Source organism: Streptomyces sp. NBC_00328 (assembly GCF_036139655.1).
Classification (GTDB): Bacteria; Actinomycetota; Actinomycetes; order Streptomycetales; family Streptomycetaceae; genus Streptomyces.
This window is the reverse complement of the sequence record NZ_CP108013.1, coordinates 9,820,125-9,846,394: the sequence shown is the minus strand read 5'-3', so window position 1 is coordinate 9,846,394 and position 26,270 is coordinate 9,820,125. Positions and strand designations below refer to the sequence as shown.

General features: G+C 70.6%; 25 protein-coding genes and 3 pseudogenes. 22 read left to right on the top strand and 6 right to left on the bottom strand.

What is annotated here, in order from left to right:
• Positions 1–228 precede the first annotated feature (228 nt).
• Together OG485_RS43325 and OG485_RS43320 are read left to right on the top strand one after the other, a co-directional pair.
• The gene (locus OG485_RS43325; RefSeq protein WP_328663349.1) at positions 229–378 is read left to right on the top strand and encodes a hypothetical protein; all 150 of its coding nucleotides are present in this window, start codon (positions 229–231) and stop codon (positions 376–378) included.
• Positions 378–3,059 (top strand): FAD/NAD(P)-binding protein, encoded by a 2,682-nt coding sequence (locus OG485_RS43320; RefSeq protein ID WP_328663351.1) that lies wholly within the window; start codon positions 378–380, stop codon positions 3,057–3,059. Before OG485_RS43325 ends, OG485_RS43320 begins: the two co-directional genes overlap by 1 nt.
• A 25-nt stretch (positions 3,060–3,084) precedes the next feature.
• Here OG485_RS43320 and OG485_RS43315 read toward each other — a convergent pair.
• Together OG485_RS43315 and OG485_RS43310 are read right to left on the bottom strand one after the other, a co-directional pair.
• Positions 3,085–4,158: pseudogene (locus OG485_RS43315) on the bottom strand (RNA-guided endonuclease InsQ/TnpB family protein); the annotation flags it as partial.
• Between the two features lie 69 nt (positions 4,159–4,227).
• On the bottom strand, positions 4,228–4,377 hold the full coding sequence (locus OG485_RS43310) for a helix-turn-helix domain-containing protein (RefSeq protein ID WP_328663352.1): 150 nt from the start codon (positions 4,375–4,377) through the stop codon (positions 4,228–4,230).
• A gap of 28 nt (positions 4,378–4,405) precedes the next feature.
• Here OG485_RS43310 and OG485_RS43305 point away from each other — a divergent pair, with 28 nt between their 5' ends.
• The 3 genes and pseudogenes from OG485_RS43305 to OG485_RS43295 all read left to right on the top strand — a co-directional run bounded on the left by OG485_RS43305 (position 4,406) and on the right by OG485_RS43295 (position 5,582).
• Complete coding sequence (locus tag OG485_RS43305) at positions 4,406–4,558, top strand: YlcI/YnfO family protein (protein WP_328663354.1); 153 nt, start codon at positions 4,406–4,408, stop codon at positions 4,556–4,558.
• A gap of 78 nt (positions 4,559–4,636) precedes the next feature.
• Positions 4,637–4,909, top strand: a pseudogene (locus tag OG485_RS43300) (zinc ribbon domain-containing protein); the annotation flags it as partial.
• A 499-nt stretch (positions 4,910–5,408) separates the two neighbouring features.
• A complete protein-coding gene (locus OG485_RS43295) occupies positions 5,409–5,582 on the top strand; it encodes a DUF6059 family protein (RefSeq protein ID WP_326782971.1) in 174 nt (57 codons plus the stop codon).
• On the opposite strand, the gene OG485_RS43290 is transcribed toward OG485_RS43295, so the two are convergent.
• The gene (locus tag OG485_RS43290) at positions 5,560–6,357 is read right to left on the bottom strand and encodes an SDR family oxidoreductase (RefSeq protein WP_328663359.1); all 798 of its coding nucleotides are present in this window, start codon (positions 6,355–6,357) and stop codon (positions 5,560–5,562) included. The genes OG485_RS43295 and OG485_RS43290 overlap by 23 nt on opposite strands.
• A gap of 143 nt (positions 6,358–6,500) precedes the next feature.
• Positions 6,501–7,210: pseudogene (locus OG485_RS43285) on the bottom strand (FAD-dependent monooxygenase).
• Positions 7,211–7,278: 68 nt separating this feature from the next.
• On the opposite strand from OG485_RS43285, the gene OG485_RS43275 reads away from it, so the two are divergent.
• A complete protein-coding gene (locus tag OG485_RS43275) occupies positions 7,279–7,977 on the top strand; it encodes an RNA-guided endonuclease InsQ/TnpB family protein (protein ID WP_443048885.1) in 699 nt (232 codons plus the stop codon).
• Positions 7,978–8,053: 76 nt separating this feature from the next.
• Here OG485_RS43275 and OG485_RS43270 read toward each other — a convergent pair whose 3' ends face one another.
• Entirely contained in the window at positions 8,054–10,171 is a 2,118-nt protein-coding gene (locus OG485_RS43270) for an MMPL family transporter (protein WP_328663364.1), read from the bottom strand.
• 462 nt (positions 10,172–10,633) lie between these two features.
• On the bottom strand, positions 10,634–10,969 hold the full coding sequence (locus OG485_RS43265) for a hypothetical protein (RefSeq protein ID WP_328663366.1): 336 nt from the start codon (positions 10,967–10,969) through the stop codon (positions 10,634–10,636).
• A 165-nt stretch (positions 10,970–11,134) separates the two neighbouring features.
• On the opposite strand from OG485_RS43265, the gene OG485_RS43260 reads away from it, so the two are divergent.
• The 16 genes from OG485_RS43260 to OG485_RS43185 all read left to right on the top strand — a co-directional run bounded on the left by OG485_RS43260 (position 11,135) and on the right by OG485_RS43185 (position 26,208).
• Positions 11,135–11,596 (top strand): carboxymuconolactone decarboxylase family protein, encoded by a 462-nt coding sequence (locus OG485_RS43260; RefSeq protein ID WP_326782977.1) that lies wholly within the window; start codon positions 11,135–11,137, stop codon positions 11,594–11,596.
• Between the two features lie 461 nt (positions 11,597–12,057).
• Positions 12,058–12,633, top strand: coding sequence for an IS607 family transposase (locus OG485_RS43255; RefSeq protein WP_328663368.1), 576 nt, complete (start codon positions 12,058–12,060; stop codon positions 12,631–12,633).
• The gene (gene tnpB, locus OG485_RS43250) at positions 12,630–14,087 is read left to right on the top strand and encodes an IS607 family element RNA-guided endonuclease TnpB (RefSeq protein WP_328663370.1); all 1,458 of its coding nucleotides are present in this window, start codon (positions 12,630–12,632) and stop codon (positions 14,085–14,087) included. Before OG485_RS43255 ends, tnpB begins: the two co-directional genes overlap by 4 nt.
• A gap of 180 nt (positions 14,088–14,267) precedes the next feature.
• Positions 14,268–14,678 (top strand): VOC family protein, encoded by a 411-nt coding sequence (locus OG485_RS43245; RefSeq protein WP_328663373.1) that lies wholly within the window; start codon positions 14,268–14,270, stop codon positions 14,676–14,678.
• 131 nt (positions 14,679–14,809) lie between these two features.
• Positions 14,810–15,331: a helix-turn-helix transcriptional regulator gene (locus OG485_RS43240; protein ID WP_328674201.1), complete on the top strand. Its 522-nt coding sequence runs from the start codon at positions 14,810–14,812 to the stop codon at positions 15,329–15,331.
• The gene (locus OG485_RS43235; protein ID WP_328663375.1) at positions 15,331–15,987 is read left to right on the top strand and encodes a glyoxalase; all 657 of its coding nucleotides are present in this window, start codon (positions 15,331–15,333) and stop codon (positions 15,985–15,987) included. The genes OG485_RS43240 and OG485_RS43235 overlap by 1 nt, the downstream gene beginning before the upstream one ends.
• Before the next feature lie 74 nt (positions 15,988–16,061).
• Positions 16,062–16,475: a VOC family protein gene (locus OG485_RS43230; RefSeq protein WP_328663377.1), complete on the top strand. Its 414-nt coding sequence runs from the start codon at positions 16,062–16,064 to the stop codon at positions 16,473–16,475.
• A gap of 172 nt (positions 16,476–16,647) precedes the next feature.
• A complete protein-coding gene (locus OG485_RS43225; RefSeq protein WP_326782981.1) occupies positions 16,648–17,082 on the top strand; it encodes a YdeI/OmpD-associated family protein in 435 nt (144 codons plus the stop codon).
• A gap of 253 nt (positions 17,083–17,335) precedes the next feature.
• On the top strand, positions 17,336–18,115 hold the full coding sequence (locus OG485_RS43220) for an alpha/beta fold hydrolase (protein WP_328663380.1): 780 nt from the start codon (positions 17,336–17,338) through the stop codon (positions 18,113–18,115).
• A gap of 98 nt (positions 18,116–18,213) precedes the next feature.
• Positions 18,214–18,804 (top strand): adenylyl-sulfate kinase, encoded by a 591-nt coding sequence (gene cysC, locus OG485_RS43215; protein ID WP_442813916.1) that lies wholly within the window; start codon positions 18,214–18,216, stop codon positions 18,802–18,804.
• A 5-nt stretch (positions 18,805–18,809) separates the two neighbouring features.
• The gene (gene cysD / locus OG485_RS43210) at positions 18,810–19,739 is read left to right on the top strand and encodes a sulfate adenylyltransferase subunit CysD (RefSeq protein ID WP_326790619.1); all 930 of its coding nucleotides are present in this window, start codon (positions 18,810–18,812) and stop codon (positions 19,737–19,739) included.
• 2 nt (positions 19,740–19,741) lie between these two features.
• Entirely contained in the window at positions 19,742–21,070 is a 1,329-nt protein-coding gene (locus tag OG485_RS43205) for a sulfate adenylyltransferase subunit 1 (protein ID WP_328663382.1), read from the top strand.
• Positions 21,070–22,176, top strand: coding sequence for an aliphatic sulfonate ABC transporter substrate-binding protein (locus tag OG485_RS43200; protein ID WP_442813917.1), 1,107 nt, complete (start codon positions 21,070–21,072; stop codon positions 22,174–22,176). Before OG485_RS43205 ends, OG485_RS43200 begins: the two co-directional genes overlap by 1 nt.
• A 60-nt stretch (positions 22,177–22,236) precedes the next feature.
• On the top strand, positions 22,237–23,040 hold the full coding sequence (locus tag OG485_RS43195) for an ABC transporter ATP-binding protein (protein ID WP_328663385.1): 804 nt from the start codon (positions 22,237–22,239) through the stop codon (positions 23,038–23,040).
• Positions 23,027–23,965 carry an ABC transporter permease gene (locus tag OG485_RS43190; protein ID WP_326782985.1) on the top strand — a complete coding sequence of 313 codons (939 nt, stop codon included), beginning with the start codon at positions 23,027–23,029 and terminating at the stop codon, positions 23,963–23,965. Before OG485_RS43195 ends, OG485_RS43190 begins: the two co-directional genes overlap by 14 nt.
• 491 nt (positions 23,966–24,456) lie before the next feature.
• The gene (locus OG485_RS43185; protein WP_328674202.1) at positions 24,457–26,208 is read left to right on the top strand and encodes an ABC transporter ATP-binding protein; all 1,752 of its coding nucleotides are present in this window, start codon (positions 24,457–24,459) and stop codon (positions 26,206–26,208) included.
• Positions 26,209–26,270 lie beyond the last annotated feature (62 nt).

The window sequence follows — 26,270 nt, the reverse complement described above, 5'->3', positions numbered from 1 at the left end:
TCAGATGCCGTCTCCGGCCGTTGGCGAACTTTCCGCCGTCCCGTCCCGGCTGCTGCCCCACCGCGGCCCGCAGGCCGGGACCTCCTCTCCCCCCTCTTGCGGATACGGAGTTGCGTATGACCGGGGTTCACCTGCCTCGCGACCGTTCCTCGACCCGTGGTCGAGCGAGGTGCCCAAAGATGCCTCCGGGTGGGGGTGAGAGACCTCCGTTCGGCGTGAGGAGTGCATATGCGCAAGGTCGTTTCCCGTGACGGCAGCACGACCCCCTGCGAGAAGACGGGGGACGGCCCCGCGACCGCCCCGGCCGGCGGCACGGCGGGCGGGGGCTTCACCGGCGTCCGCACGGACGACGCCACGGGCGCGGGAAGTCGGCTCTGATGCGCCGCGTCGCAGTCGTCGGAGCCGGCGCGGCGGGGTCGCTCACGGCGGTCCAGCTGATGCGGCAGGCCGACAGGCTCGGCCAAACGGTCGGGATATGGCTGATCGACCCGGCCGGGCGAACCGGGCCGGGTGTCGCCTACGGCACGTCCGATCCGCGCCATCTCCTCAACGTGCCCGCCGGCCGCATGAGTGCCTTCCCCGACGACCCCGGGCACTTCCTGCGCTGGCTGACGGACCGGAACCCGCACGCCGCGCCCGGTGACTTCGTCCCCCGCCAGGTGTACGGGCAGTACCTGACCGACATCGTCGAGCGCACCGCCGACGCCTGCGGGCACGCCCGCCTGCACCGGGTGCGGGACGAAGTCGTCGCCGTACGCGAGCAGGGATCCGGGCCGGCTCTGCGGCTCGCCGGCGGCGGTGAGCTGCGGGTGGACGCGGCCGTACTGGCGCTGGGCAGCCTCGCCCCGGCACAGGACTGGGCCGGCGCCGAACTCAGGGAATCCGGGCGCTTCGTCGCCGACCCCTGGGCGCCGGGCGCTCTCGAGGGCCCCGCCGGGAAGGGGGACGTCCTGCTCGTCGGCACCGGTCTGACCATGGTCGACCTGGCCGCCACGCTGGCCCGCCCGGACCGTGTGGTGTACGCGGTGTCCCGCCACGGGCTCCTTCCCCAGGAGCACCTGCCCTCCGCGGCCCCGCCGGCCGAGGCGCCGCCGGACCTGGACGGTACACGCGGTCTCGACGCGCTGCGCCGCAGCGTGCGACGGCACCTGTCCGCCACCCGACGCGCCTGCGGGGACTGGCGCCCCGCCCTGGACGGGCTGCGCCCGTTGACGGCGGCGCTGTGGCAGCAACTGCCCGCGGCCGACCGGGCCCGCTTCCTCGACGAGGACCTGCGGACCTGGGAGGTGCACCGCCACCGCATGGCACCCGCGACCGCGGCCACGCTCCGCGGACTGCTGACGTCGGGCCTGCTGCGAACCGGCGCCGGGAAGGTGGCCGGTGCCGTGCCGGTCGACGGCGCGGTGGAGGTCGCCCTCAGCGACGGCACACGGCTGCGGGTCGGTGCGGTGGTCAACTGCACCGGCGCTCGGACGGGCCCGCGCGCCACGATGGATCCCCTGGTGCGCTCCGTACTGGAACGCGGATACGGCCGCACCGGCCCCGCCGGTCTGGGGCTGGACACCGCCGGCGACGGGCGGCTGGTGCCCGCGGCCGGCGCCCCGGCCCTGCGGCTGTGGACGATCGGGGCCGCGCGGCGCGGGAACCTGCTGGAGACCACCGCCGTTCCGGAGATCCGCGCACAGGCCGCCGAGGTCGCCGGCAACCTGCTGGACGTGCTCACCGACCGCCGTACCCCCGCACCGACCGACCACTACGGGCAGCGCCTGAGCACGTCGCCCGAGGCAGCGGAGCTGTACGACCGGGCCCTGAAACGCATCCTGGCGGGCAGCCTCGGCGCCGAGGAACTGCTGACCGAAGCCGTCGCCGTCGACCCGGACTTCGCCGTCGGCCACGCGGCTCTGGCACTGCTCAGCCACGAGCCCGGAGGCGCCGGGCAGACGCCCCCGGCGCTCACGTCCGCCCGACGGGCCGCAGCCGTACGGGCAAACGACCGCGAACGCAGCCTGGTCGCCGCGGTGGACGCCTGCCTGACCGGTACCGAGGAGCGGGGCAAAGCAGCCCTGTTGAGCCACATCGCCGACCATCCCCGGGACGCACTGGCGGTCAGCGCGGCTGTACCGACCGTCTCCTTCAACGGTGTGACCCACGCCGAGGAGGCATGGGCACTGGTCGAGGGGCTGTCGGGAACCTACGGGGACGACTGGTGGTATCTGGGGCAACTGGCCTTCGTCCGGCAGGAACAGGAGCGCTGGGAAGAGGCCGAGACCCTGGCCTCCCGGGCACTCGCCGCACAGCCCCGTGCAGGGCACGCCGTCCACGCCCGGGCCCACGTGTACTACGAGACCGGCGAGCACCGTGCCGGCCTGGCCTGGCTGGACGAGTGGCTACGCCGGCACGGAGACGGAGCGGGTCACCGTTCCCACGTCTCCTGGCACGCCGCCCTGCACGAGCTGTCCCTCGACAACCGGCCCGCACTGCTGCGCCGCTACCGCCGGGAACTCATCGCCTGCCAGGTGAGCGGGGGCCGACTGCTGGTCGACTCCGCCTCGATGCTGTGGCGGGCGCGCATGACGGACAGCTGGAGTGGCGATCTGCCCGTCGCCGAACTGCTGCACGCCGCTCCACAGCACTGGCTGGACGCACCGGCGACGAGCTTCGCAGCCCTGCACAGCGCGCTGGCCCTCGCCGCGGCCGGGAACCTCGACGCCCTCGGGCAGTTACGGGCCCACGCGCTGGCCCACCACCAGGCGGTGTTCGCGCTGGTGGTCGCTCCGCTGTGCGACGCACTGTCGGCCGTCGTCCGGGAGGACTGGCGGCAGGCGGTACGGCAGCTTCCGCCGCTGCTTCCCCTGCTGGCGCGCACCGGTGCCAGCAAGGCCCAGCAGGAGGTGGTGGAGGAGACCCTGCTGCACGCCCTGATCGCGGGAGGCGAGTACGATCGGGCGGCGCGGCTGCTCGCGGCCCGGCTGGACCGCCGCGCGTCGCCGCTCGACCGGCGGCGGCTGGACGCGGTGCGCGGACGGCGTGCGGGGTGGCGTGCTCCCGCGGTCATCTGAACTCCTCCTTGACATCCTCCCCCTCTTAAAAGAGGGGGATTCCAACCGAGGTGGGTTGGGGTTCACGGACGCTCGACCGCTGTTCGGGCGGTGTCGTCCCTCCGGAACCGGCTGAGCGCCGGGGGCGGGGAATCCCGCCCTGTCCTGCCGCGACGTTGATGGCTGCGTTGGTGTCCGCGTTGCAGGTGAAGCCGCAGAAGGAGCAGACGAACTCGGCTTGGCTCTTGCGCGAGTTCTTGTCGATCCAACCGCAGACACTGCATCGCAGGCTGGTGTAGGGGGCGGGGACGTCTTCGACCCGGCCCAGGGCCTTGTGCCCGGTGCGTTGGCGCAGCAGGCCCCAGCCCTGCGCGAGGATGGCCCGGTTCAGCCCGGCTTTCTGCCTGACCTGCTTGCCGGGCTGCTCGGTGGTTCCGCTGGCCGAGCGGGTCATGTTCTTGATGTTCAGCTTCTCGAACCGCACCAGACGGTAGGTGCGGGCCAGCATCGTGCTGGTCTTCTCGCACCAGTCCTTGCGCCGGTCGGCCTCACGGGCCTTGATACGGGCGGCCTTGGCGTACTCGGCGCTCTTGCGCTCGCTTTCCTTCAAGGCGCGTGCGGCACGTCGCTGGTGTTTGCGGACCTGCGCGCGTTCCTTCACGGTGAGCTGCGGGCAGTTCAGCTTCCGCCCGTCGGAGAGGGCGGCGGTGATGGTCACGCCCCGGTCGACACCGATGACCTCGCCCGTACCGGGCGGTGCGGCGACCGGTGCGGGGACGACCGCGAAGGCGATGTGCCACCGGCCGTTGCGCAAGGTGACACGGAACGTCTTCGCGGCGGGCAGGTCGGTCCGGGTGAGGCGGAAGCGGACCCAGCCGCAGCCGGGCACCTTGACCCGAGCCCCCCGCCGGTTCAGCTGGTGCACCACCACGGACCGGCCCATGACCTGCCTGCCGGTCTTCGCGTTCAGCTTCGGCGAGCCGTCCTCGGCCAACTCCCCCACCCGGTCGGTGCCGATGACACGAAAGCCCTCGTGCCGGTACTTCTTGCGCCAGGTCGGCTCACCGAACCCTGACATAAAGCGGGCACTCTTGGCCCGGGCGAAATCCTTCAGCGCCTGCTGCTGAACATCCGCGTTCCCACTGCCGAGCCACTCGCTCTCGCGCCGGGCCTCGGTGAGCTGACGGCACTACCCGGCGAAACCCGGCGCCGCCCTGCGGCCCGGATACCAGTGCGCGTGCTGCTCGACCGCCAGGTTCCACACGTACCGGGCGTGCGCACAGTGCAGCAACATCTGCTGCTCCTGCCGCGGCATCGGGTACATACGGAAACGTGACATGGGACCATTCTAGCTTCATCATGGTCCCATGAAGCATGTGAACCTGAGACTCCCCGACGATCTGCACGAGCAGGCCAAGACCGCCGCCGAGGCCGACGACCGCTCCCTGAACTCATGGCTCGTATCGCTCGTACGCCGCGCCGTCGCGGATGGTGAACGCCGTTCTGCCCAGGAGGCATAACGGCCGCCCCTGCCCCGCTACGCGGGAGCGGGCATTCACCCCGGCCCTAAAGGACCGGGCACCCCGCCCGGACCCCGGTGGTACGGACGTGGGGTGATCGCCGTCGACCGGTGGTTCCCCTCCTCCAGGCTGTGCTCCGCCTGCGGCACCCTCCAGGAGCGGATGCCGTTGAATGTCCGCACCTGGACATGCGGCTGCGGCACGGTCCACGGCCGGGACGTGAACGCGGCGAAGAACCTGCTGGCCGCCAAGCTGGCGGTGACAGCCTGTGGAGCTGGCGTAAGACCTCAACGGAGCACTCCGGGCGGGCAGTCGGCGACGAACCAGGAAACCCCACAGGGCGAGCCCTAGGAATCCCCCTCCCTCAGGAGGGAGAGGAAGTCAAGGCGTCCTCTCTTCGGCGGGTCGGCGGCCTTTTCGGCGTGTTTTCGATCTAACCGGCACGTGCCGCGTGCGACTGCGGACGCGGGAACGCAGTTGAACGCTTCCCGGGCGGCTCCGGCCGGCCCGTCCGGGGAGCTCGCCCGGCGTCGCCGCAAGCGTGGCGCGGCAGGGCCCGCCGGGTGGTCCGGGCCGTCCGGCGTGCGGTTGCGCGCGGCTGGTCCGCGCCTGGCCACCGGCCGCGCCGTCAGCCGACGGGTAAGGGCCTGCCCGGGCGGGACACCGGCGGAAGCCGGTTGCGGGCCGAGGCGGGCACGGACGGCGGTGGAGCGGTTCTCGACCGTGCTTGAGGCGGCTGTCCAGTGTTTCTCGGCCGCACCCCCGGAAGGTGGGCTGAACGGCCCGTCACCACGGCCCTGAAGTGAGGTCGGACATGATGCGTTCATTTGCCCGCCGTTGCCTGAGTGAGGTGTACAGCGCCTTGAAGGCATACGGCAGCTACTACACGGGGGTGGATCCCGAACACCCGGAGCGGTTCCTGCGGCTGGAGGACCCCGTGCCCGGACACCCGGAGCGGCTGTGCTGGGAGGTGCCGCTCACACCGGTGGAGCGGGCGCTCGTCAAGGAGCTGGAGCCGCGCTGAGCCCGTCTGCACCTGCGGATGAACGCCGCTGCCGGGGCTCTTGGGAGCCCCGGCAGCGGCGTTTGGGATACGGGCAGGCGCTCAGGCCGCCGAGCGCTCGGCGACGAACGCCTCCCAGGTGCGCTTGCCGATGTCGTTGTTCTTCAGTGCCAGGTTCTCGCCCGCGCGGTAGGCGTTGCCCGCCTTGCCGGGCATCCGCATGGGCATCAGCGGACGCCACTTGCCCTGGGAGTGCAGGTAGCTGCGCAGCAGGTCGCCCAGCGGCCAGTGCGGGGACCAGCCCGGCGGGCCGGCCGAGCGTCAGCTCCACGAGACGGGCCGCCACCTCACGCGAGTCGACCGGCTGGAACTGCAGACCGGGGACGGGCACGACCGGCATCTTCGACATCTTCTCGGCCATGGACCAGACAATGTCGTGGAACTGGGCGGCACGCAGCATGGTCCACGGGATGCCGGATTCGGTGATGGCCTTCTCGGCCTCCAGCTGGACCCGGAACCATCCGAGCGGCATGGTGTACGTGCCGATGACCGAGATGTGCACGATGTGCTGGACGCCGCCGGCCTTCTTCGCCGCGCGGACCAGGTTCTGGGTGATCTTGTCGTCGCCCTTGGGGCCGCCCGCCAGGTGCAGGATGGTGTCGACGCCGCGGATGGTGTCCTGGAGCCTGTCGCTGTTGTTGAGGTCGACCGCGTAGTGCTCGATGCCTTCACTGTTGTCGTGGAGGTGGCGGCTCAGAACCCGGACGTCGCGGCCCGCGGCGTGCAGCAGCGGCACGACGTGCCGTCCTAGGTCGCCCGTGCCACCGGTGACCAGAATGGGGGAGGTCATCGCTGCCTTGTCTCCTTCTTTGAGGGCAAGGTGTCCCTGCCGTTTCCTGAAATCGGTGCTCCGGCGCCCCGCAGGGCGCCGGAGCGGGACTAGACCTTCGCGGCGCTGCGGGCCGGACCGAACCATCGGCCGAGTGCCTGGGCGAGGTCTCCCCCGCCGTGCGCGGCCCAGGCGATGTGCCCGTCGGGCCTGATCAGCAGGGAACCGTCCGTGGCGGACTCCTTGGCCAGCTGCCGGTGAAGGTGTCAACCCGGTCCGCCCAGGCGGCGGCCGGCTCGGGGGCCGCGGCGGAGCCGTCGGCGCCGATGAGCACCCCCCGTGCCGGGCGCAGCAGTTCGGCCACCCGAACCCGGGTGCCGTCGGCCCGTTCCAGTTCACGGTCCGGGTTCAGCCTCAGGCCCAGCGGTCCGGCGGTGCCGGGTCCCATGTCGTAGCGGACGCCGAGTCCGCTCACCATGCCCGCGAAGTGCCCCGCGGCGGAGCCGTCGGTGACCAGTTCGCGCACGAGTGCGCGCAGCGGGTCCATCTCGGGACCGCTGAGGTAGAACATGGTCGCGGCGTGCGTGTTGCGCATCAACTGCTCGCCGAGCGGGTGCCGTTCGGCGTGGTAGGTGTCGAGCAGGCTGTCGGGGGCCGTGCCGTTCGCCACGGCGGCCGGCTTCCAGCCGAGGTTGGCCGCGTCCTGGATGCCCGTGCTCACTCCCCAGCCGGCGAGCGGGGGCGTGTCGTGGGCGGCGTCACCCGCGAGCAGGACCCGGCCGCTGCGGTAGGTGTCGGCTGGGCCACGGCCGTGGCCCAGCCGAGATCGACCTTGAGCTGCGCCGGGGTGCCCTGCGCGATGACGCTGCCGCGGTCCAGCACCACGAGGTGATCGGCCAGGTGGTCGGCCTCTTCCAGGTACTGGGTGGTCAGCAGGACCGTGGTGCCGTCGGCGACCAGTTGCTCCAGGACGCCGACCGGCGCAAGGACTGGTGCGAGAAGACCAGCACGATGCTGGCCCGCACCTACCGTCTGGTGCGGTTCGAGAAGCTGAACATCAAGAACATGACCCGCTCGGCCAGCGGAACCACCGAGCAGCCCGGCAAGCAGGTCAGGCAGAAAGCCGGGCTGAACCGGGCCATCCTCGCGCAGGGCTGGGGCCTGCTGCGCCAACGCACCGGGCACAAGGCCCTGGGCCGGGTCGAAGACGTCCCCGCCCCCTACACCAGCCTGCGATGCAGTGCCTGCGGATGGATCGACAAGAACTCGCGCAAGAGCCAAGCCGAGTTCGTCTGCTCCTTCTGCGGCTTCACCTGCAACGCGGACACCAACGCAGCCATCAACGTCGCGGCAGGACAGGGCGGGATCCCCCGCCCCCGGCGCTCAGCCGGTTCCGGAGGGACGACACCGCCCGAACAGCGGTCGAGCGTCCGTGAACCCCAACCCACCTCGGTTGGAATCCCCCTACTTTTAAGAGGGGGAGGATGTCAAGCAGACGAGCAGGCCGTCGCGTCAGGTCAGGGGAAGGGGCACACAAACGCAGCGGCCGTTCCTCAGCGCTTCGTTGGTCGACACCTCGAAGCGTGAGGAACGGCCGCCTGCGTCGTCCCGGGAAGAACCGCGGATCAGCTCGTCGAGTGACCCGCGACGTCACACCGCAAACTCAGACGGTGGACGGCGCTTCGGCCCGGCTCTTCGCGGACTCGTGCGGCGCCGTCTCCTGTGGCGTCAGGCCCGGCCGCCAGAAGCGCGGCCCCAGGTCCAGGGCCAGCGCCGGAACCAGCAGACTGCGTACCAGGAACGTGTCGAGGAGGATGCCGACCGCTACGAGCAGCCCCTGCTGCAGTGCGCTCACCGTGGGGATGGCCGCAAGGACGCAGAACGTGGCAGCCAGCACCACACCCGCCGACGTGATGACACCGCCGGTCACCGTTACCGCGGTGAGGATTCCCTCGCGGTGCCCGCGCAGCCGCACCTCTTCCTTTGCGCGTGTCATCAGGAAGATGGTGTAGTCGACGCCCAGCGCGACGAGGAAGATGAAGCCGAACAGCACCAGCCCGCGGTCGATCTTCGCGTGGTCGAGTGCGTGGAACAGCAGCGAGGCCGTGCCGACGGCCGCCGCGAACGACAGCACCACGGACCCGAGCAGCACCGCGGATGCGATGCTCGCCCGCAGCAGGATGAAGAGCATCACCAGCACCACCGCGAGGATCAGCGGGATCAGCAGCGTCTCCTCGTCACCCTGCGCCTCGGAGACGTCGAGCGCCACCGCGCTCTGGCCCCCGACGACCGCGTCGGCTGCCGGCCCGGTCGATCCGTCCAGCGCCGTCCTGATGTCCCGGACGGTGTCCTTGGCGGCCGCGGAGTCCGGAGCGTCGCGGAGCACTGCTGTCAGGTGCGTCCAGCCGCCCTTGGCCACCTGGGCGCTGACGGAGGACACACCGGGCACCTTGGCGACGACGGCCGTCGCGGATTCGGCCCCGGCGTCGCGGACGTACACATCCGCAGGAGCAGACGAGCCTGCGGGGAAGTGCTTGGCCAGAACCTGCTGGCCGGTGACCGAGTCGACCTTGCCGGTGAACTGCTCCGCCTGCGTCTGGCCGGTCTGTACGCCGGCGATGCCCAGCGCCATGACGCCCAGCACCAGCGCCGTGCCGATCCACACCGCGCGCGGGCGCCGTCCCACGGCCTCGGCGATCTTTGCCCAGGTGCCGTGCCCCTGCGCCGAGTTCGGGTCGTATCCCGCAGTGACGCGCGGCTTCACGGGCCAGAACACCCAGCGGCCCAGGATCACCAGCAGCGCCGGCAGCAGCGAGGTCATGGCGAAGAACACCAGGACCACACCGATGGCGACGACCGGTCCCAGACCCTGGGTGCTGTTCATGCTGCCGAACACCAGGCACAGCGACGCGATCGTCACCGTCGCGGCGGAGGCGGCCAGGGCCGGCAGCGAGCCGTGCACGGCCAGCGACATCGCCGTGTGGCGGTCTTCGTGCCGGTGCAGCTCTTCCCGGTAGCGGGAGATGAGCAGCAGGGCGTAGTCGGTGCCCACGCCTACCGAGAGCACCATGAGTACGTAGGCGCTCTGACCGTTGACCATCAGCCCCGCATGCTTGGCGAGGAGGTAGACCACGCCGCTCGCCACCTGGCTGGCCAGCCCCACGGTGATCAGCGGAATCAGCCACAGCACCGGGCTGCGGTAGGTCACGAGCAGCAGCAGCGCCACCACGCCGAGCGCGACACCCAGCAGCGCGCCGTCCATGCCGGAGTAGACCTCGGCGAAGTCGGCGATGCTCCCGGCCTCGCCGGTGATCTTGATGTCGAGACCAGCGGGGGCGCCGTCGGAGGTGAGCTTGCCGGCTTCGGTCACCTTGTCGGTGAGCACCTTGTTGTCGCTGGGCGAGGTGCGCAGCGGAACGCTCACGAAGGCCGCGACCTTGTCCTCGGAGACCACGGCAGGGGAGACCTTGCCGATGGCCACCTTGTCGGCGAGCCGGGCACGATCGCCGTCGATCCGGGACAGGTCGGCCTGGGTGAGGCCTCCCTCGCGGGCGTAGACGACGACTGCGGTGCTGGAGTCCTTGTCGGCGAAGTACTGCTCCGCGAGCTGCACCGCCTTGGTCGACTGGGCGCTCGACGGCAGCCATGCCTCAGGGTCGTTGTCCTGTACGTCTGCCAGGCCGGCGGCCAGCGAGCCACCGATACCCATGAGCAGGAACCACAGCACAAGCACGACCCACTTGGAGCGCCGGCCGGCGACGAAGGCAGCGTATCGGCTCACAACGGTGGGGGAAGGAACGGGCGGTGGAACCGTTTCTGTGGGGGATGGTGCCGGGGTCTGGATCGTCATGTGACGCTCACCGAGGGTCAGGAGCCGTGGAGCGGGGGCTCGTACGGAACTGGGTACACAAAGGTTCTTCACCAGAGGGATGGAGTCCTGGTGGAGCGTCCCTGGAGTTGGCTTGAACTCGGATTCCCTCGCCCGATGGCGGTCCGTTTCCGGCCGAATTCCTGACCTCAGCCTTATGCGGTCGAGCAGGGGGCGCGCTATGCGGGAGCTCAGCCCGGGAAGGGGCCCGGGGCGGCGCGGGGAGGATGGGGGCGGGGCGGTCGGACGAGAAGGATGGCGGCCGCGGAGCCGACGGGCCAGGTGGTCAGCGGTCTCCTGCCGAGGTGATGCGCCGGCGCCCCGGCCACCCACGGATGCACGGACGGACGGCCGGGCGCGGGTACGGACGGCGCGTCAGGCGGACGGTGTGCAGTCAGGGCTCGCGGCGGAACGTGGAGACCTGGATGCCCTGGGGGCGGCCGCGATCGCGGAGTGCACCGCGCGCAGGCCCCGCTCCGCGCCCTCCTTGGCGGCGGCGCGGACGAGGCGGCGGGCGGTGGCCCGGGCCCGGTCGCGCACCTCGCCGCTGCTGCCGATCCCGTCGAGCAGCACGTACGACCGGGTGCCGCGATAGGGGAACGTCGGGGTGAAATCGCACTGTTGGACCTGCCACCCGTCAGCTGTGCGGTCGCACAGGAACGCATGAGGTTCCTTGGAGCGGTGGCACAGGCACGCATGAGGCTCGCTCAAGCAGTGATACAGACGCGCATGAGGCTCCCTAATCGCCGCTGGTCACTGGAGGGGGCGTGCCGCCGCTCGAAAGGTTTGCCTCGTTCGCCGGTCCCCCCCGTAGGGCGGGATCCGTCAGTGTTGTGACGGACGGAAGAACGAAGAACACCACTGAGGGAGCACCCGATGAAGGCTCGTATGACGAACGCCGCCAAGGTTCTGCCGGACGCCATGAAGGGCATTCAGAACCTCTACAAGGCCATTCACCAGGGCGGGGTCGACCAACACACGCTGGACCTGGTGCACCTGCGCGCGAGCCAGATCAACGGCTGCAGCTCCTGTGTCCACGCCGGCGTCACGGGCGCCAAGAAGGCCGGGGAGACCGACGAGCGCCTGCACGCCGTCGCTGCCTGGCGCGAGGCGCCGTTCTTCTCGGACGCCGAGCGCGCCGCCCTGGCACTGACCGAGGCCGCCACCCGGCTGGCCGACCACAGCGGGCAGGCCGTGCCGGACGCGGTCTGGGACGAGGCCGCCGACCATTTCACGGAGCAGCAGCTCGCCGCGATCATCCTCATGATCGCGACGACGAACTTCTTCAACCGGCTGAACGCCACCGTCCAGGAGCCCGCGGGCGCCGCCTGGAGCTAGGCACTCCCCAGAGGCCGACAGGACGGCCGCGAGGCCGTCCTGTCGGCCGGTGCGCGGGGACGGGAAGGCGGGATCACGAGGGCCTCACGGATCGCGGCCGCCAGCGGTACGGAAGGCCTTCACCAGGAGCGCGGACGGGTGCTCGGGACCGCCCGCGACGAAGCTGCCGAAGCCCGCGAACACCGGAGGCGGGCCCGCCCCGAGAAACTCCGCCGGGCGTGCGCCGGGTTCCCAGGACGGCGGGGGGACGGCCGCCGGCAGCCGCACATCTCGTGTCCCTGGGGCCGGTCCGCGGGGCGGGGCACCACCGTGGAGTTGCAGCCGCGCGGGACCTAGGCGGCGGGGAGTCCGAGGAGCTGCCCCTGGAGAGCGGCTGACGGGGCCTCGGGGGCGACAACTGCCATGGATTTCCTAATCATTCATAGTCGTCTCTGGTCAGGCATCTCACGTAGCTTGGTTTTGTGAGGCTGTCGGAGTGGGCGCGTCAGCAGGGCGTGAGCTACCAGACCGCATGGCGGTGGGTGAGGGACGGGAAGATGGCCGTGCCGGTCCGTCAGGCGCCGTCCGGGACGTGGTTGGTCGACGAGGTTGCCGCCCCGTCGTCCGGGCGCGTGGTGGCGTACTGCCGTGTGTCGTCAGCCGATCAGAGGGCCGACCTGGATCGGCAGGCTGCGCGGGTGGTGTCCGGCGCGAATGGACTGGGCCTGGCTGTCGCGGAGGTCGTGGCCGAGGTCGGGTCGGGGTTGAACGGGCGCCGCCGCAAGTTGCACCGGCTTCTTGCCGACCCGGGTACGGCTGTGATCGTGGTTGAGCACCGTGACCGGCTGGCCCGGTTCGGTGTCGAGCACCTGGAGGCCGCGCTGTCGGCGTCCGGCCGGCGCATGGTCGTCCTCGACCCTGCCGAGACCGCGGACGACCTGGTGCGGGACGTCACCGAGGTGCTCACCTCGATGTGCGCCCGCCTGTACGGGCAGCGGGCGGCGAAGACCCGGGCCGCCCGCGCTGTGGCCGTGGCGACCGGCGAGGCCGCCGAGTGAAGAAGTTCCGGCCGCAGCCCGGGTTCGTGGTGCAGGCGTACCGCTTCGCGCTGGACCCGAACGCCGCCCAGGAGCACGCGTTGCGCTCGCACTGCGGTGCGGCGCGCGCGGCGTACAACTGGGCTGTCGGCTGGGTGACCGCGTCCTGGTGGCAGCGCCGGGCCGAGGAGACATACGGCGTCCCCGAGGGCACGCTGACCGAGTGGCGGCCGTGGTCGCTGCCATCGCTGCGCAAGGAGTTCAACGCCGCCAAGCACACGGACCCCCGGTTCGCCTCCTGGTGGGAGGAGAACTCCAAGGAGGCGTACTCCACCGGTCTGGCGAACGCGTCGGCCGCGTTCGACAACTACGCCAAGTCCAAGCAGGGCAAGCGGCGGGGCAAGCAGCTCGGGATGCCCCGGTTCAAGTCGAAGCACAAGACACGCCTGTCCTGCCGGTTCACCACCGGCACCATCCGCCTCGACGCCGACGGCCGGCACGTCACCCTGCCGAGGCTCGGAACCCTCCGCGTCCACGAGCCCACCGCCAAGCTCCTGCACCGCGTCCAGGCCGGCAGGGCGCGGATCCTGTCCGCGACCGTCCGCCACGAACGCGGACGCTGGCTCGTCGCCTTCCAGGTCGAGACCGCGCGGGACATCCGCCGCGTCGCACGCCCCGACGTCGCGGTCGGCATCGACCTCGGTATCAAGACCCTGGCCGTCATGGCCGACAGTGCAGGCGAGATCCGTGAGGTCCCCAACCCGCGGCACCTGAGCACCGCGCTGAAGCAGCTGCGCCGGGCCTCCCGCACCGTCTCCCGGCGCCGGGGCCCCGACCGCCGCACCGGGCGGAAGGCCTCCCGCAGGTGGGAAAAAGCCAACGCCCAGCGCAACCGCGTGCACCACCGGGTCGCGAACCTCCGCGCGCACGCCCTGCACAAGCTCACCACAAGCGTCGCTGGCGAGTACGGCACCGTCGTGATCGAGGACCTCAACGTCGCCGGCATGATGAAGAACCGGCGCCTGGCCCGGCACATCGCCGACGCCGGATTCGGCGAGATCCGCCGCCGGCTCACCTACAAGACCCGCCAGCGCCACGCCACCCGCATCATCGCGGCCGACCGCTGGTTCCCCTCCTCCAAGACCTGCTCCGGGTGCGGCGCGGTGAAAGCCAAACTGCCGCTGCACATCCGGACCTACGAATGCGACGCCTGTGGCCTGGTCATCGACCGGGACGACAACGCAGCCCGCAACCTCGCCGCCCTCGCGGCAATCGCAGCAACAGGTACCGGAGTGGCCGGAGACCTGGACACCCCCAAGGTGTCGAAGCCTCGTGGAGCCGACCACAAGACCCGCACCACCCGCCCCCGTCGCAAGGCAGGGACGGGGCGGGCAGGTGGCGCAACCCTGCCGCAGCAGCAGCAGCAGACGGAAACGGGAGACCGTACTCAAGCCGAAGCCCTGACGCTTTGGTGATGTGACGGACCTTCCGGGCCGAAATGCCCGGAATGCTGAGACCTGACTACGGACTCAGCAACGGCTCTGTCGCGGGGAGCGAGTGCGCTCCGCGTGACATGCTCGCGAACGTCCGGGCGTGTCCGGATCGGTCAGGAATCGAGAAGCTCGGTTCACGGAGCCGCCTCTAGCCTGCTCGCCATGGACATCACCATTCACACGGCTTCTCTGCCGCATGACGACCCGGACGCTTCGCTCGCCTTCTATCGCGACGTCCTCGGTTTCGAGGTCCGCAGCGATGTCGGCCAGGGCAGGATGCGCTGGATCACGGTAGGCCCGGCCGGTCAGCCGGGCACCTCGATCCTGCTGACACCGCCTGCCGCCGATCCCGGCATCACCGAGGACGAGCGCCGCATGATCACGGAGATGATGGCCAAGGGCACCTACGGATGGATCCTGCTGGCCACCCCGGACGTCGACGCCGCGTTCGAGAAGGTGCAGGCCGGTGACACCGAGGTCGTCCAGGAGCCGACCGAGCAGCCGTACGGCATCCGCGACTGCGCCTTCCGCGACCCAGCGGGCAACCTGGTCCGCATCCAGGAGCTTCGCTGAGCAGTGCGGGTACCGATGCAGCCGTGCGGGCCGACATCGCCACCGCCCATAAGGAACGCGGCGGCGCACCAGAGTGGGCACCCCGACACGTCGAAGGAAAACGAAGACGAAAGACGAAGGAGAGGGTTCTCATGTGCAAGCCTGAATGGCGGCGTGCACGCATCCAGGCGCAGCGCCTGGCTGATCTCGCGCGGCTGCGCCGCGTCCGCGACCGGATCGACAGGGAATACGCGCAGCCACTGGACGTGGAGGCGCTCGCCCGTGATGTGGACGTGTCCGCCGGGCACCTGAGTCGGCAGTTCCGGGCCGCCTACGGTGAGTCGCCGTACGCGTACCTGATGACGCGTCGCATCGAGCGGGCGACAGCGCTGCTGCGGCGGGGCGACGTCAGCGTCACCGAGGTCTGCTTCGCGGTCGGCTGCGCGTCGCTGGGCACGTTCACCACCCGCTTCACCGAGCTGGTCGGCATGCCGCCCGGGGCCTTCCGGCGCCAGGCGGCGGAAGCGGCGGCCGACCATGCCGATGCTGCGGGTGCCCCCCGCGATGCCGGGTCGGCGATCAAGGTGGAGGGGATGCCGGCGTGCGTGGCGAAGCAGGTCTCAAGACCGGTCAGGAATCGAGAAGCCCCGGCCGCCGCACGGCCCCTACGGTGATGGTCATGGCAACCACCACTTCCACCCCAGTTACCACGTCCATCGCGGCCGTCACCCTTGAGGTGGCCGACCTCGAGGCCGCCCGGCACTTCTACAGCGCCTTCGGCGTGGACACGTACCTGCACCTGCGGGCGTCCCAGGCGCACTCCACCGGATTCCGCGGCTTCACCCTGGCGCTCACGGTGTCCGGGCCGGCCACCGTCGACGGCTTCATCGGTGCCGCCGTGGACGCCGGCGCCACGGTCCTGAAGCCCGCCGCGAAGTCGCTGTGGGGCTACAGCGGCGTCCTCCAGGCCCCGGACGGGACGATCTGGAAGATCGCGACCTCGGCGAAGAAGGACACCGGCCCCGACACCCGCGAGATCGACGAGGTCGTCCTGCTGATCGGCGTCGAGGCGGTGAGGGCCACCAAGCAGTTCTACGTCGGCCGGGGCATGACCGTGACCAAGAGCGTCGGCAGCATGTACGTCGAGTTCGCCCCCGGTCAGTCCCACCCCGTCAAAATGGCGCTGTACAAGCGCCGCGCCCTGGCCAAGGAGGTCGGCGTCCCCGCCGACGGCACGGGCTCGCACCGCATCGTCCTCGGCAGCACCGCCGACGCCTTCACCGACCTGGACGGGTTCGTCTGGGAGGCTGCCGCCCCCACACCGTCCTGACCTTTGTCCCTGTGACAGCCGGGCCCCGGCCCGGATGTCCGACAGGTATACCTCTACAGCTCAAGGAGTACGACATGAAGGCACACGTCAGCTCGATCCTTCTCGGCGTTCGGGACATGGACCGGGCCAAGCAGTTCTACACCGAGGGGCTCGGCTGGAAGGTCCAGAGTGACTACGGCATCTCGGTGTTCTTCGAATCGGACGGCGCCTCGCCCGTCGGCTTCTACAGCCGCGAAGGACTGGCCGACCAGGTGGGCACGGACCATGAGGGCAGCGGCTTCAGCGGACTGGTCCTGACCTACGTCGTCCGCAGCGAGGCACGGGTCGACGAGATCATGGCGGAGGCCGCGAAGGCCGGCGCCACGGTCCTCAAGCCCGCCGGCGCTCTGCCGTGGGGCGGGTACGGCGGCACCTTCGCCGACCCGGACGGCTACGTCTGGAGTCTCGGCTTCAGCGCCCAGGGAACCGACCAGCCCTACGCCGAGTAGCCGCGGTTCCCTGCCTCACAGCCGTCCCGGACACGGCGATGGGCCGTGCGGGAAGCGGGAGCGGCCACCGGAGCCGGGCGGGCCGGATCCGCGGCGAGCCGGCAGAACAACAGGAGTTGACATCCTCCCGGGCCTAAAGGCCGGGGCACTCTCGCAAGATCAGAGGTAGATCATGAAGTTTCTGTCCCACGTCGAGCCGCCCGAGCCCATGCGGGGCCTGCTGGTTCCGCCCGAGGTGGTGGAAGCTCTCGGCGAGGGCTCGCGGCCACCGGTGACGATCACGCTCAACGGGCATTCCTGGAAGAGCCGGGTCGCCTTCCTGCGCGGCCGCCACCTGATCGGCCTCAGCCACGCCAACCGGCAGGCCGCGGGTGTCGAGATCGGCGAGGAGGTCGAGGTCGAGTTGGAGCTCGACACCGAGCCGCGCGTCGTCGTCGAGCCGGAGGATTTCGCCCGGGCCCTGGACGACGACCCGGTCGCCCGCGCCGCGTACGACCACCTCACGTACAGCCGCAAGCGCGAGCACGTGCGTGCCGTCGAGAGCGCGAAGATGCCCGAGACGCGCCGGCGGCGCATCGAGAAGGCCATCGCCACCCTGCGGGGCTGACCCGGGAGCAGGCCTCCGACGCCCTACGCACCAGCCGTTCCTCAGCGCTTCGTTGGTCGACACCTCGAAGCGTGAAGAACGGCTGTTTGCGTTCTCCCGGGAAGAACCGCAGGTCAGCTACTGGGCGCCGCCGGGGGCAGCAGGCGGTGCAAGCGGGCCGCTATCGGTTCTCGACCGGTTATGCACCGGCGCATTCGAAGCTGCAGACACAGGGCGAGGTGAGAGCACCTCCGGTCGGCACGAGGAGTGCGTGATGCGCAAGGTCGTTTCCCGGGACGGCACGACGATCGCCTACGACAAGTCGGGCGAGGGCCCCCCACTCGTGCTGCTCAACGGTGCGTTCCGCGATCACACGATCTTCGACGAGCTCGTTCCCGAGCTGGCGCAGCACTGCACCGTGTATGCCTACGACCGCCGCGGGCGCGGCCAGAGCGGTGACGCTCCCGAGTACGCCGTCGAGCGGGAGATCGAGGATCTCCAGGCGGTGATCGAGGAGGCGGGCGGCTCAGCGGCCGTGTTCGCCGGGTCCACGGGCGCGAACGTGGCGCTCCAGGCGGCGCTCGCGGGCACGTCGATCGCCAAGCTGGCTCTCCACGAGCCGTTCTTCCGGGTCGAGGGGTTCCCGAAGCCCCCGTCGAACTCCGCGGAGACGCTCCGGGCCATCCTGGAGGAAGGCGACCGGCGCGACGAGGCGGCCGAGTACTTCCTCGGCCCCGTCCTGGGCCTCACCCCCGACGATGTCGCGCAGTGGCGCAGGAGCCCGATCTGGGCGATGAACGAGGCGAACGCTCACACGCTGCTGTACGACGTCAAGATCTGCGGCGACTTCACCGTCCCGGCCGGCCAACTCGCCGGATTCCGGACGGAGACGCTGGTCCTCAACAGCGACAGCACCAGCGCCTGGCTGCGTGCGGCGGCTGCGGCGACCGCGGCGGCCCTGCCCAACGGCCGGGGCCTCGAGCTGCCCGGATCCTGGCACCGGATCGACATGGACGTGCTCGGCCGGACGCTGGTCGAGTTCGCCACCGCCTGAAAGGTCCCGCCGCCCCTGCCCGCGCCGACGCCCTGCAGCGCGGGGGACGTACGACCCATCCCTGAAGTACGCCATCTACCTCCCGGGAGAACATCACCGTGACCACGGCTCACACCCTGGCCGCCGGGGACACCGCGGAGGCGGCCCCGGCCGCTGCGCGCGGCGCCACCGTGTGGCTGACCGGGCTGCCCAGCGCGGGCAAGACCACTCTCGCCCGCACCCTCGCCGAGCGCCTGCGCGCCCAGGGACACGAGGTCGAGGTGCTCGACGGCGACGAGATCCGCGCGTTCCTCTCTGCGGGCCTGGGCTTCACCCGTGAGGACCGGCACACCAACGTGCAGCGGATCGGCTTCGTGGCCGGGCTGCTGTCCTCCCACGGCGTCAAGACGCTGGTTCCGGTCATCGCCCCGTACGCCGACTCCCGCGCCGCCGTCCGTGCCCGGCACGCCGCCCGCGCCACACCGTTCCTGGAGATCCACGTGGCCACCCCGGTCACGCTCTGTTCCCAGCGCGACGTGAAGGGCCTGTACGCCAAGCAGGCGGCCGGCGAGATCTCCGGTCTCACGGGCGTCGACGACCCGTACGAGGCACCTGAGAGCCCGGAGCTGCGCATCCAGACGCAGGGCCGCTCGGTGGCCGATTCCGCAGCCGAGCTACACACCTTCCTGACCGAGAGGGGCCTGGCATGACGACCATGACCCATCGCCTGATCGAGGCGTCGGGGAACCCCTTCGCGCTGACGCACCTGGACTCGCTGGAGTCCGAGGCGGTCCACATCTTCCGCGAGGTGGCGGGCGAGTTCGAGAAGCCGGTGATCCTCTTCTCCGGCGGCAAGGACTCGATCGTCATGCTGCACCTGGCGCTCAAGGCGTTCGCACCGGCACCGGTGCCGTTCGTGCTGCTGCACGTCGACACCGGTCACAACTTCCGCGAGGCCATCGACTACCGGGACCGCACGGTGGCGCAGCACAACCTGCGCCTGCACGTGGCCTCGGTCCAGGACTACATCGACGCCGGCAAGCTCAAGGAGCGCCCCGACGGTACCCGCAACCCGCTGCAGACCGTCCCGCTGACCGAGGCGATCCAGCAGCACAAGTTCGACGCCGTCTTCGGCGGCGGCCGCCGCGACGAGGAGAAGGCCCGCGCCAAGGAGCGCGTCTTCTCCCTGCGCAACGAGTTCTCCCAGTGGGACCCGCGCCGCCAGCGCCCCGAGCTGTGGCAGCTCTACAACGGCCGCCACGCGCCGGGCGAGCACGTGCGCGTCTTCCCGCTCTCCAACTGGACCGAGCTGGACGTGTGGCAGTACATCGCCCGCGAGAAGATCGAACTGCCGGAGATCTACTTCGCCCACGAACGGGACGTCTTCCTGCGGGGCGGCATGTGGCTGACCGCCGGCGAGTGGGGCGGCCCGAAGGACGGCGAGACGGTCGAGAAACGGCTCGTCCGCTACCGCACCGTGGGCGACATGTCCTGCACCGGCGCCGTCGACTCCGACGCCGCCACGCTCGACGCGGTGATCGCCGAGATCGCCGTCTCCCGCCTCACCGAGCGGGGCGCGACCCGGGCCGACGACAAGATGTCCGAGGCCGCGATGGAAGACCGCAAGCGCGAAGGGTACTTCTAGCGATGACCACCACCACCGAGCAGCTCAGCGCCACCACGCTGCTGCGCTTCGCCACCGCGGGTTCCGTGGACGACGGCAAGTCCACCCTGGTCGGCCGCCTGCTGCACGACTCCAAGTCGGTCCTCACCGACCAGCTGGAGGCCGTCGCACAGGTCTCGGCCGGCCGCGGACAGGACACCCCCGACCTGGCCCTGCTCACCGACGGCCTGCGGGCCGAGCGGGAGCAGGGCATCACCATCGACGTCGCCTACCGCTACTTCGCCACCGCCCGCCGCCGGTTCATCCTCGCCGACACCCCCGGGCACGTGCAGTACACCCGCAACATGGTCACCGGCGCCTCCACCGCCGACCTCGCGGTCGTACTCGTCGACGCCCGCAACGGCATGGTCGAGCAGACCCGCCGGCACACCGCGGTCGCCGCCCTGCTGCGGGTGCCCCACGTGGTCCTGGCCGTCAACAAGATGGACCTCGTCGGCTACGAGGAGTGCGTCTTCGCGAAGATCGCCGAGGAGTTCACCTCGTACGCCGCCACGCTCGGGGTCAAGAACGTCGTGGCGATCCCGCTCTCCGCGCTGGCCGGCGACAACGTCGTCGAGCACTCCGCCACCATGGACTGGTACGGCGGCCGGACCCTGCTGGAGCACCTGGAGACCGTCCCGGTCGGCAGCAACCCGAGAGAGGAGCCCGCCCGCTTACCGGTCCAGTACGTGATCCGCCCGCAGACTGCCGAGCACCTCGACTACCGGGGCTACGCCGGCCAGATCGCCTCCGGCGTGCTGCGGGTCGGGGACGCCGTCACCGTCCTGCCCTCCGGCCACACCACTGCCGTCGCGGCCATCGACGCGCTCGGCACGCAGACGGACGTCGCCTGGGCGCCCCAGTCCGTCACCGTCCGGCTCACCGACGACGTCGACGTCTCGCGCGGCGACCTGATCGCGGCCGGGGGCACGGCCGGGGCGCCCACCAAGGACATCGAGGCCAGCGTCTGTCACCTCAACGAGCGCCCCCTGCACGTCGGCGCCAAGGTCCTGCTCAAGCACACCACCCGCACCGTGCGCGCCGTGGTCAAGGACATCTCGTACCGGATCGACATCAGCACGCTCGAACGGCGTCCCGGTGCCGAGGGCCTGCAGGTCAACGACATCGGCCACGTCGTGCTGCGCACGGCCGAGCCGCTCGCGCTCGACCCCTACGCCGACAACCGCCGGACGGGCTCGTTCCTGCTGATCGACCCGGCCGACGGCACCACCCTCGCAGCCGGCATGGCGGATGAGCCCTTCGAGACCGTACGGCGCGCAGCCGAAGCAACCAACGAGGAGGACTGGGTCTGATGCACTACCAGACGATCGGGCGCGTGGCCATGGCGGCCGTAGCGGTGACCGCGGCTGCCGGACTGCTGTCGGGCTGCGGCTACGGCTCCAGTGCCGAGGCAGCCCCGGCGAAGCAGACCGACGGCGCCTCGGGTGCGAAGCTCTCCGCCGACACCGTGAAGATCGGCTACTTCCCGAACCTCACGCACGGGACCGCCCTGGTGGGCCTGCAGGACGGCCTGTTCCAGAAGGAGCTGGGGTCGACCCGGATCAAGTCCCAGTTCTTCAACGCCGGTCCAGCCGAAATCGAGGCGCTCAACGCCGGTTCGGTCGACATCGGCTGGATCGGCCCGAGCTCGGCGATCAACGGCTACGTCAAGTCGCACGGCACGTCCTTGCGGGTCATCGGCGGCGCAGCCTCCGGCGGTGTCAAGCTGGTGGTCAACCCGGCGAAGATCAGCTCGCTGGACGACCTCCGGGGCAAGAAGCTCGCCACCCCGCAGCTGGGCGGTACCCAGGACGTCGCCCTGCTCAACTATCTGGCGGGCAAGGGCTACAAGGTGGACGCGGCCTCCGGCTCGGGCGACGTCAGTGTGCTCCGTACGGAGAACAAGGTGGTGCCGGAGGCGTACAAGTCCGGCTCCATCGACGGCGCCTGGGTGCCCGAGCCGACCGCCTCCAGGCTGGTCACGCTCGGCGCGAAGGTCCTGCTGGACGAGAAGTCGCTGTGGCCGGACGGCAAGTTCGTGACCACCGACATCATCGTCTCGCAGAAGTTCCTGACCGCGCACCCCGACGTGGTCGAGGCCGTGCTGCGCGGCTCGCTGGCGGCCAACGCCTTCATCAAGGCCGACCCGGAGAAGGCGAAGGCCGACGCCAACCTGCAGATCAAGGCCGACACGGGCAATGCGCTGCCGCCCGCCATCCTCGACCCCGCGTGGGCAAGCATCGACTTCATCGACGACCCGCTGGCCGGCACCCTGCAGACCGGGGCCGACCACGCGGTCGCCGCGGGCCTGCTCGACAAGCCCGAACTCTCCGGGATCGTCGACCTGACCCTGCTCAACAAGGTACTCACGGCGGCGGGCCGGCCCGCCGTGGCGGACGCCGGGCTCGGCGTCAAGTGACGACCCGCACCCCGTAGCTCCGCGCAGTGCCCCCGTCCACGCCCGCAGGAGGTTTCCGCAATGACCACGGCACTGACCATCCCGAAGTGCGTCCCCGTCGTCGAGACCACGGACGACTACCCAGCGGTCCGGCTCTCGCACGTCTCCAAGGCCTTCGGCCGCCCCGGTGCGGGCTCCGTCGTGCTCGACGACATCAACCTGGACGTGGCCCCGGGCGAGTTCGTCACCCTGCTCGGCGCTTCCGGCTGCGGCAAATCCACCCTGTTGAACCTGGTGGCGGGGCTCGACGAGCCCAGCGCCGGAACCATCGACGTACCCGGCACCCGGCCGTCGCTGATGTTCCAGGACCACGCGCTGTTCCCGTGGCTGAGCGCGGGTCGGAACATCGAGCTGGCGCTGCGCCTGGCGGGCGTGCCGCGCGAGAACCGCAGGCCCGAGGCCGAGCGACTGCTGGAGCTGGTCCGCCTCGGCGGCGCGTACCGCAAGCGGGTGCACGAGCTCTCCGGCGGCATGCGCCAGCGCGTGGCCATGGCGCGCGCGCTCGCCCAGGGCAGCACCGTACTGCTGATGGACGAGCCGTTCGCCGCACTCGACGCCATCACCCGGGACGTCCTGCACGAGGAGATCACCCGGATCTGGAACAAGCGCAAGCTCACCGTCCTGTTCGTCACCCACAACGTCAGAGAGGCCGTGCGCCTCGCCCAGCGCGTCGTCCTGCTGTCGTCCCGGCCCGGCCGGATCGCCCGGGAGTGGCGCGTCGACCTGCCGCATTCGCTGCGGGGCGAATCCGCCGAGGTCGCGGCGCTGTCCATCGAAATCACCGAGCACCTGCGTGGGGAGATACGCCGCCATGTCCAGCACTGACACCCGGCCCGCGGCGAGCGGCCGCGCCGCCCGCCGCGACGGCGCGGGGGCCGGCCTCAACACGCTGGGGGCCGGCCTCGACGCACTGGGGGCCGGCCTGGACGCACTGGAGGCCGGCCACGCGCAGCGCGCCTCGTTCAGCCAGGTACTGAGGGCGAAAGTGCTGCCGCCGATCCTGGGCGTCGTGCTGGTCGCCGGTCTCTGGCAGCTCGCCTACAGCCTGCACCTGGCCAGCCCCGAGAAGCTGTCGAGTCCGGCCGACGTGTGGCACGCGCTCACGCTCCTCTGGAGCGACGGCACCCTGTTCTCCGTCATCTGGACCAGCCTCTGGCGCGGCGTCACAGGCTTCGTGGCGGCCGTCGCGATCGGTACGCCGATCGGCCTGCTCGTCGCCCGGGTCAAGCCGATACGGGCCGCCATCGGGCCGGTGCTGACGGGCCTGCAGTCGCTGCCTTCGGTCGCCTGGGTGCCGGCCGCCGTCATCTGGCTCGGCATCAACAACTCGGCCATGTACGCCGTGATTCTGCTGGGTGCGGCGCCCTCGATCGCCAACGGCCTGATCGCCGGGGTCGACCAGGTGCCGCCTCTGTTCCTACGGGCCGGTCGTACGCTCGGTGCGAACGGTCTGCGCGGCGCCCGGCACGTGCTGCTGCCCGCCGCCCTGCCCGGGTACCTGGCCGGTCTGAAGCAGGGCTGGGCGTTCTCCTGGCGGTCGCTGATGGCCGCCGAGCTCATCGCCTCCTCCCCCGATCTGGGGATCGGCCTCGGCCGCTACCTGCAGAACCAGCGGGAGTTCTCCGACATGCCGGGTGTGCTGCTCGGCATCATCCTGATCTTCGTCGTCGGCGTCGCCATCGACCTGCTGTTCTTCAGCCCGCTGGAGCGCCGGGTGCTGCGCAGCCGCGGACTGCTGGCAGCGCGCTGAGGCGCCCGTCCTCCAGCGGAACTCGACACGGTCCCGACGTCCTGTTGAGCACCGTTGCACAAGATGACCTCGGGCGGTTCCCCTACGAACGGAGATCGATATGGGCGCGAGGCCCAGGTCCGCTATGCGATTTCCATGGAAGACATTGGGCGAAGGCCTGATGTGGACGGGGTTTGCGCGGGGCGACATGTGTCCCCCCTGCGCATGGAAGGAATCCGCCGCCCTGCCTGCCGACCAGCCGTGCGTGCCACCGCTGCCAGAAGCGGAGCTCGCCCCATGGACGGCACTGGTCAGACAGCTGGGATAGGCACGACCTGGATCTGGTGACCACGCCGCGGCACATGCCCGTGTCCACGGCTCTCGTTCCGGCGCGGGGCCCCGGCGGCTTCAACTCCGCGGTCTCCTGCGTTTTGTCGACTGGAACTGACCAACAAGAGAAGGAGGCCAGGGTGAGCAGCGCCGGCTCGGGCACCACGCGTCCCCAGGCACTGATGAAAGACGGCCAGTTGCGACGCATCCTCGGGCTGTTCCGCCCGTACCGGAGGCAGCTGCTGTCCGTCGTATTGCTGGTCGCGGGCTCCTCCCTGGTCGCCCTCGTCAACCCGTTCCTGATCCGCGAGATCATGGACACGGCGCTGCCGCAGGACAGGCTGGGGCTGCTGTCCCTGCTCTCCCTCGGCATGATCATGGTGTCGGTCACCACCAGCTCGTTCAACGTCTGGCAGACGCACGTGTCGGCCACGGTGGGCCAGCTCGTCATGCACGACCTGCGCACGGCGGTGTACTCCCACCTCCAGCGGATGTCGCTGGCCTTCTTCGCGCGCACCCGTACCGGCGAGGTGCAGTCGCGCATCTCCAACGACATCGGCGGGATGCAGGTCACCATTACGACCACCGCCACGGCGCTGCTGTCCGACGTGACGGTCGTCATCGCCGCGACCACCGCCATGTTCCTGCTCGACTGGCGGTTGACGCTCGCATCCATGCTCATGCTTCCGGCATTCGCCTTGGTGAGCCGTCGCGTCGGGAACCAGCGGCGGAACATCACCCGTGACCGGCAGAGGCAGCTCGCCGAGCTGTCGTCGACCATGCAGGAGTCGCTGTCGATCAGCGGGATCCTGCTCAGCCACACCATGGGCCGTTCGCACTCCCTGACCGACAACTTCGCGCGGCAGTCGCGCAAGCTCACCGACGTCGAGGTGCGCGTCACCACCGCGGGCCTGTGGTACCAGTCCACGATCTGGATCGTCATAGCCTCCATGCCGGCGATGATCTACTGGGTCTCGGGGCTGACCTCGGACAACGGCCACATGGCCATCTCCATCGGCTCCCTGGTCGCGTTCACGTCCCTCCAGCAGAGCCTGTTCCGCCCGGCGCAGCGGCTGCTGACCGTCGGGATCGAGATCCAGGGCTCTCTCGAGCTGTTCGGCCGCATCTTCGAGTACCTCGACCTGCCCGTTGACATCGCCGAGCCCGAGCGGCCGGTCGAGCCGGCCGCCTTGCGGGGGGAGGTGCGCATGCGGGGGATCGGCTTCTCCTATGCGGGAACGGAGCAGCCGACGCTGGTCGGCGTCGACGTGACCGTCCCCGCGGGCCGCAGCCTCGCGATCGTCGGAGAGACCGGCTCGGGAAAGACCACGCTCAGCTACCTCATCCCGCGGCTGTACGACGTCACGGCCGGTTCCGTCACGATCGACGGGGTCGACGTACGCGACCTGTCCTTCGACACGCTCACGGCCGCGGTCGGCGTCGTCTCCCAGGAGACGTACCTGTTCCACGCCACGGTCGCGGACAACCTGCGGTTCGCCAAGCCCGACGCGACCGACGAGGAGCTGTTCGCGGCGGCGCGGATCGCCCACATCCACGACTATCTGATGTTGCTGCCCGACGGCTACGACACGGTGGTCGGCGAGCGCGGGTACCGGTTCTCCGGCGGCGAGAAGCAGCGGCTGGCGATCGCCCGCACCATCCTGCGCGACCCGCCGATCCTGGTGCTCGACGAGGCCACCAGCGCCCTGGACACCCATACCGAGCAGGCCGTACAGAAGGCCATCGACGCGGCCAGCGTGGGCCGTACCACCATCACGGTCGCCCACCGGCTGTCGACCGTCCGCAACGCCGACGAGATCATCGTGCTGGACCGGGGCCGGGTCTCCGAGCGCGGCACCCACGACGAGCTGCTCCTGCGCGGTGGCCACTACGCGACGCTCATCAACCGGGACACCGAGCCTGTAGCGGTCTGAAATCCGCCTCCCGGACGGCCTTGCCGAAGTGGCAGGGCCGTCCACCGGCGCCGGGCCCTGCC

Coding starts and splice junctions, on each gene's coding strand:
- OG485_RS43325 (WP_328663349.1), top strand. CDS start 229: ATGCGCAAGGTCGTTTCCCGTGACGGCAGCACGACCCCCTGCGAGAAG.
- OG485_RS43320 (WP_328663351.1), top strand. CDS start 378: ATGCGCCGCGTCGCAGTCGTCGGAGCCGGCGCGGCGGGGTCGCTCACG.
- OG485_RS43310 (WP_328663352.1), bottom strand. CDS start 4,377: ATGTCACGTTTCCGTATGTACCCGATGCCGCGGCAGGAGCAGCAGATG.
- OG485_RS43305 (WP_328663354.1), top strand. CDS start 4,406: ATGAAGCATGTGAACCTGAGACTCCCCGACGATCTGCACGAGCAGGCC.
- OG485_RS43260 (WP_326782977.1), top strand. CDS start 11,135: ATGAAGGCTCGTATGACGAACGCCGCCAAGGTTCTGCCGGACGCCATG.
- OG485_RS43245 (WP_328663373.1), top strand. CDS start 14,268: ATGGACATCACCATTCACACGGCTTCTCTGCCGCATGACGACCCGGAC.
- OG485_RS43240 (WP_328674201.1), top strand. CDS start 14,810: ATGTGCAAGCCTGAATGGCGGCGTGCACGCATCCAGGCGCAGCGCCTG.
- OG485_RS43235 (WP_328663375.1), top strand. CDS start 15,331: ATGGTCATGGCAACCACCACTTCCACCCCAGTTACCACGTCCATCGCG.
- OG485_RS43230 (WP_328663377.1), top strand. CDS start 16,062: ATGAAGGCACACGTCAGCTCGATCCTTCTCGGCGTTCGGGACATGGAC.
- OG485_RS43225 (WP_326782981.1), top strand. CDS start 16,648: ATGAAGTTTCTGTCCCACGTCGAGCCGCCCGAGCCCATGCGGGGCCTG.
- OG485_RS43220 (WP_328663380.1), top strand. CDS start 17,336: ATGCGCAAGGTCGTTTCCCGGGACGGCACGACGATCGCCTACGACAAG.
- cysD (WP_326790619.1), top strand. CDS start 18,810: ATGACCCATCGCCTGATCGAGGCGTCGGGGAACCCCTTCGCGCTGACG.
- OG485_RS43205 (WP_328663382.1), top strand. CDS start 19,742: ATGACCACCACCACCGAGCAGCTCAGCGCCACCACGCTGCTGCGCTTC.
- OG485_RS43200 (WP_442813917.1), top strand. CDS start 21,070: ATGCACTACCAGACGATCGGGCGCGTGGCCATGGCGGCCGTAGCGGTG.
- OG485_RS43195 (WP_328663385.1), top strand. CDS start 22,237: ATGACCACGGCACTGACCATCCCGAAGTGCGTCCCCGTCGTCGAGACC.
- OG485_RS43190 (WP_326782985.1), top strand. CDS start 23,027: ATGTCCAGCACTGACACCCGGCCCGCGGCGAGCGGCCGCGCCGCCCGC.
- OG485_RS43185 (WP_328674202.1), top strand. CDS start 24,457: ATGAAAGACGGCCAGTTGCGACGCATCCTCGGGCTGTTCCGCCCGTAC.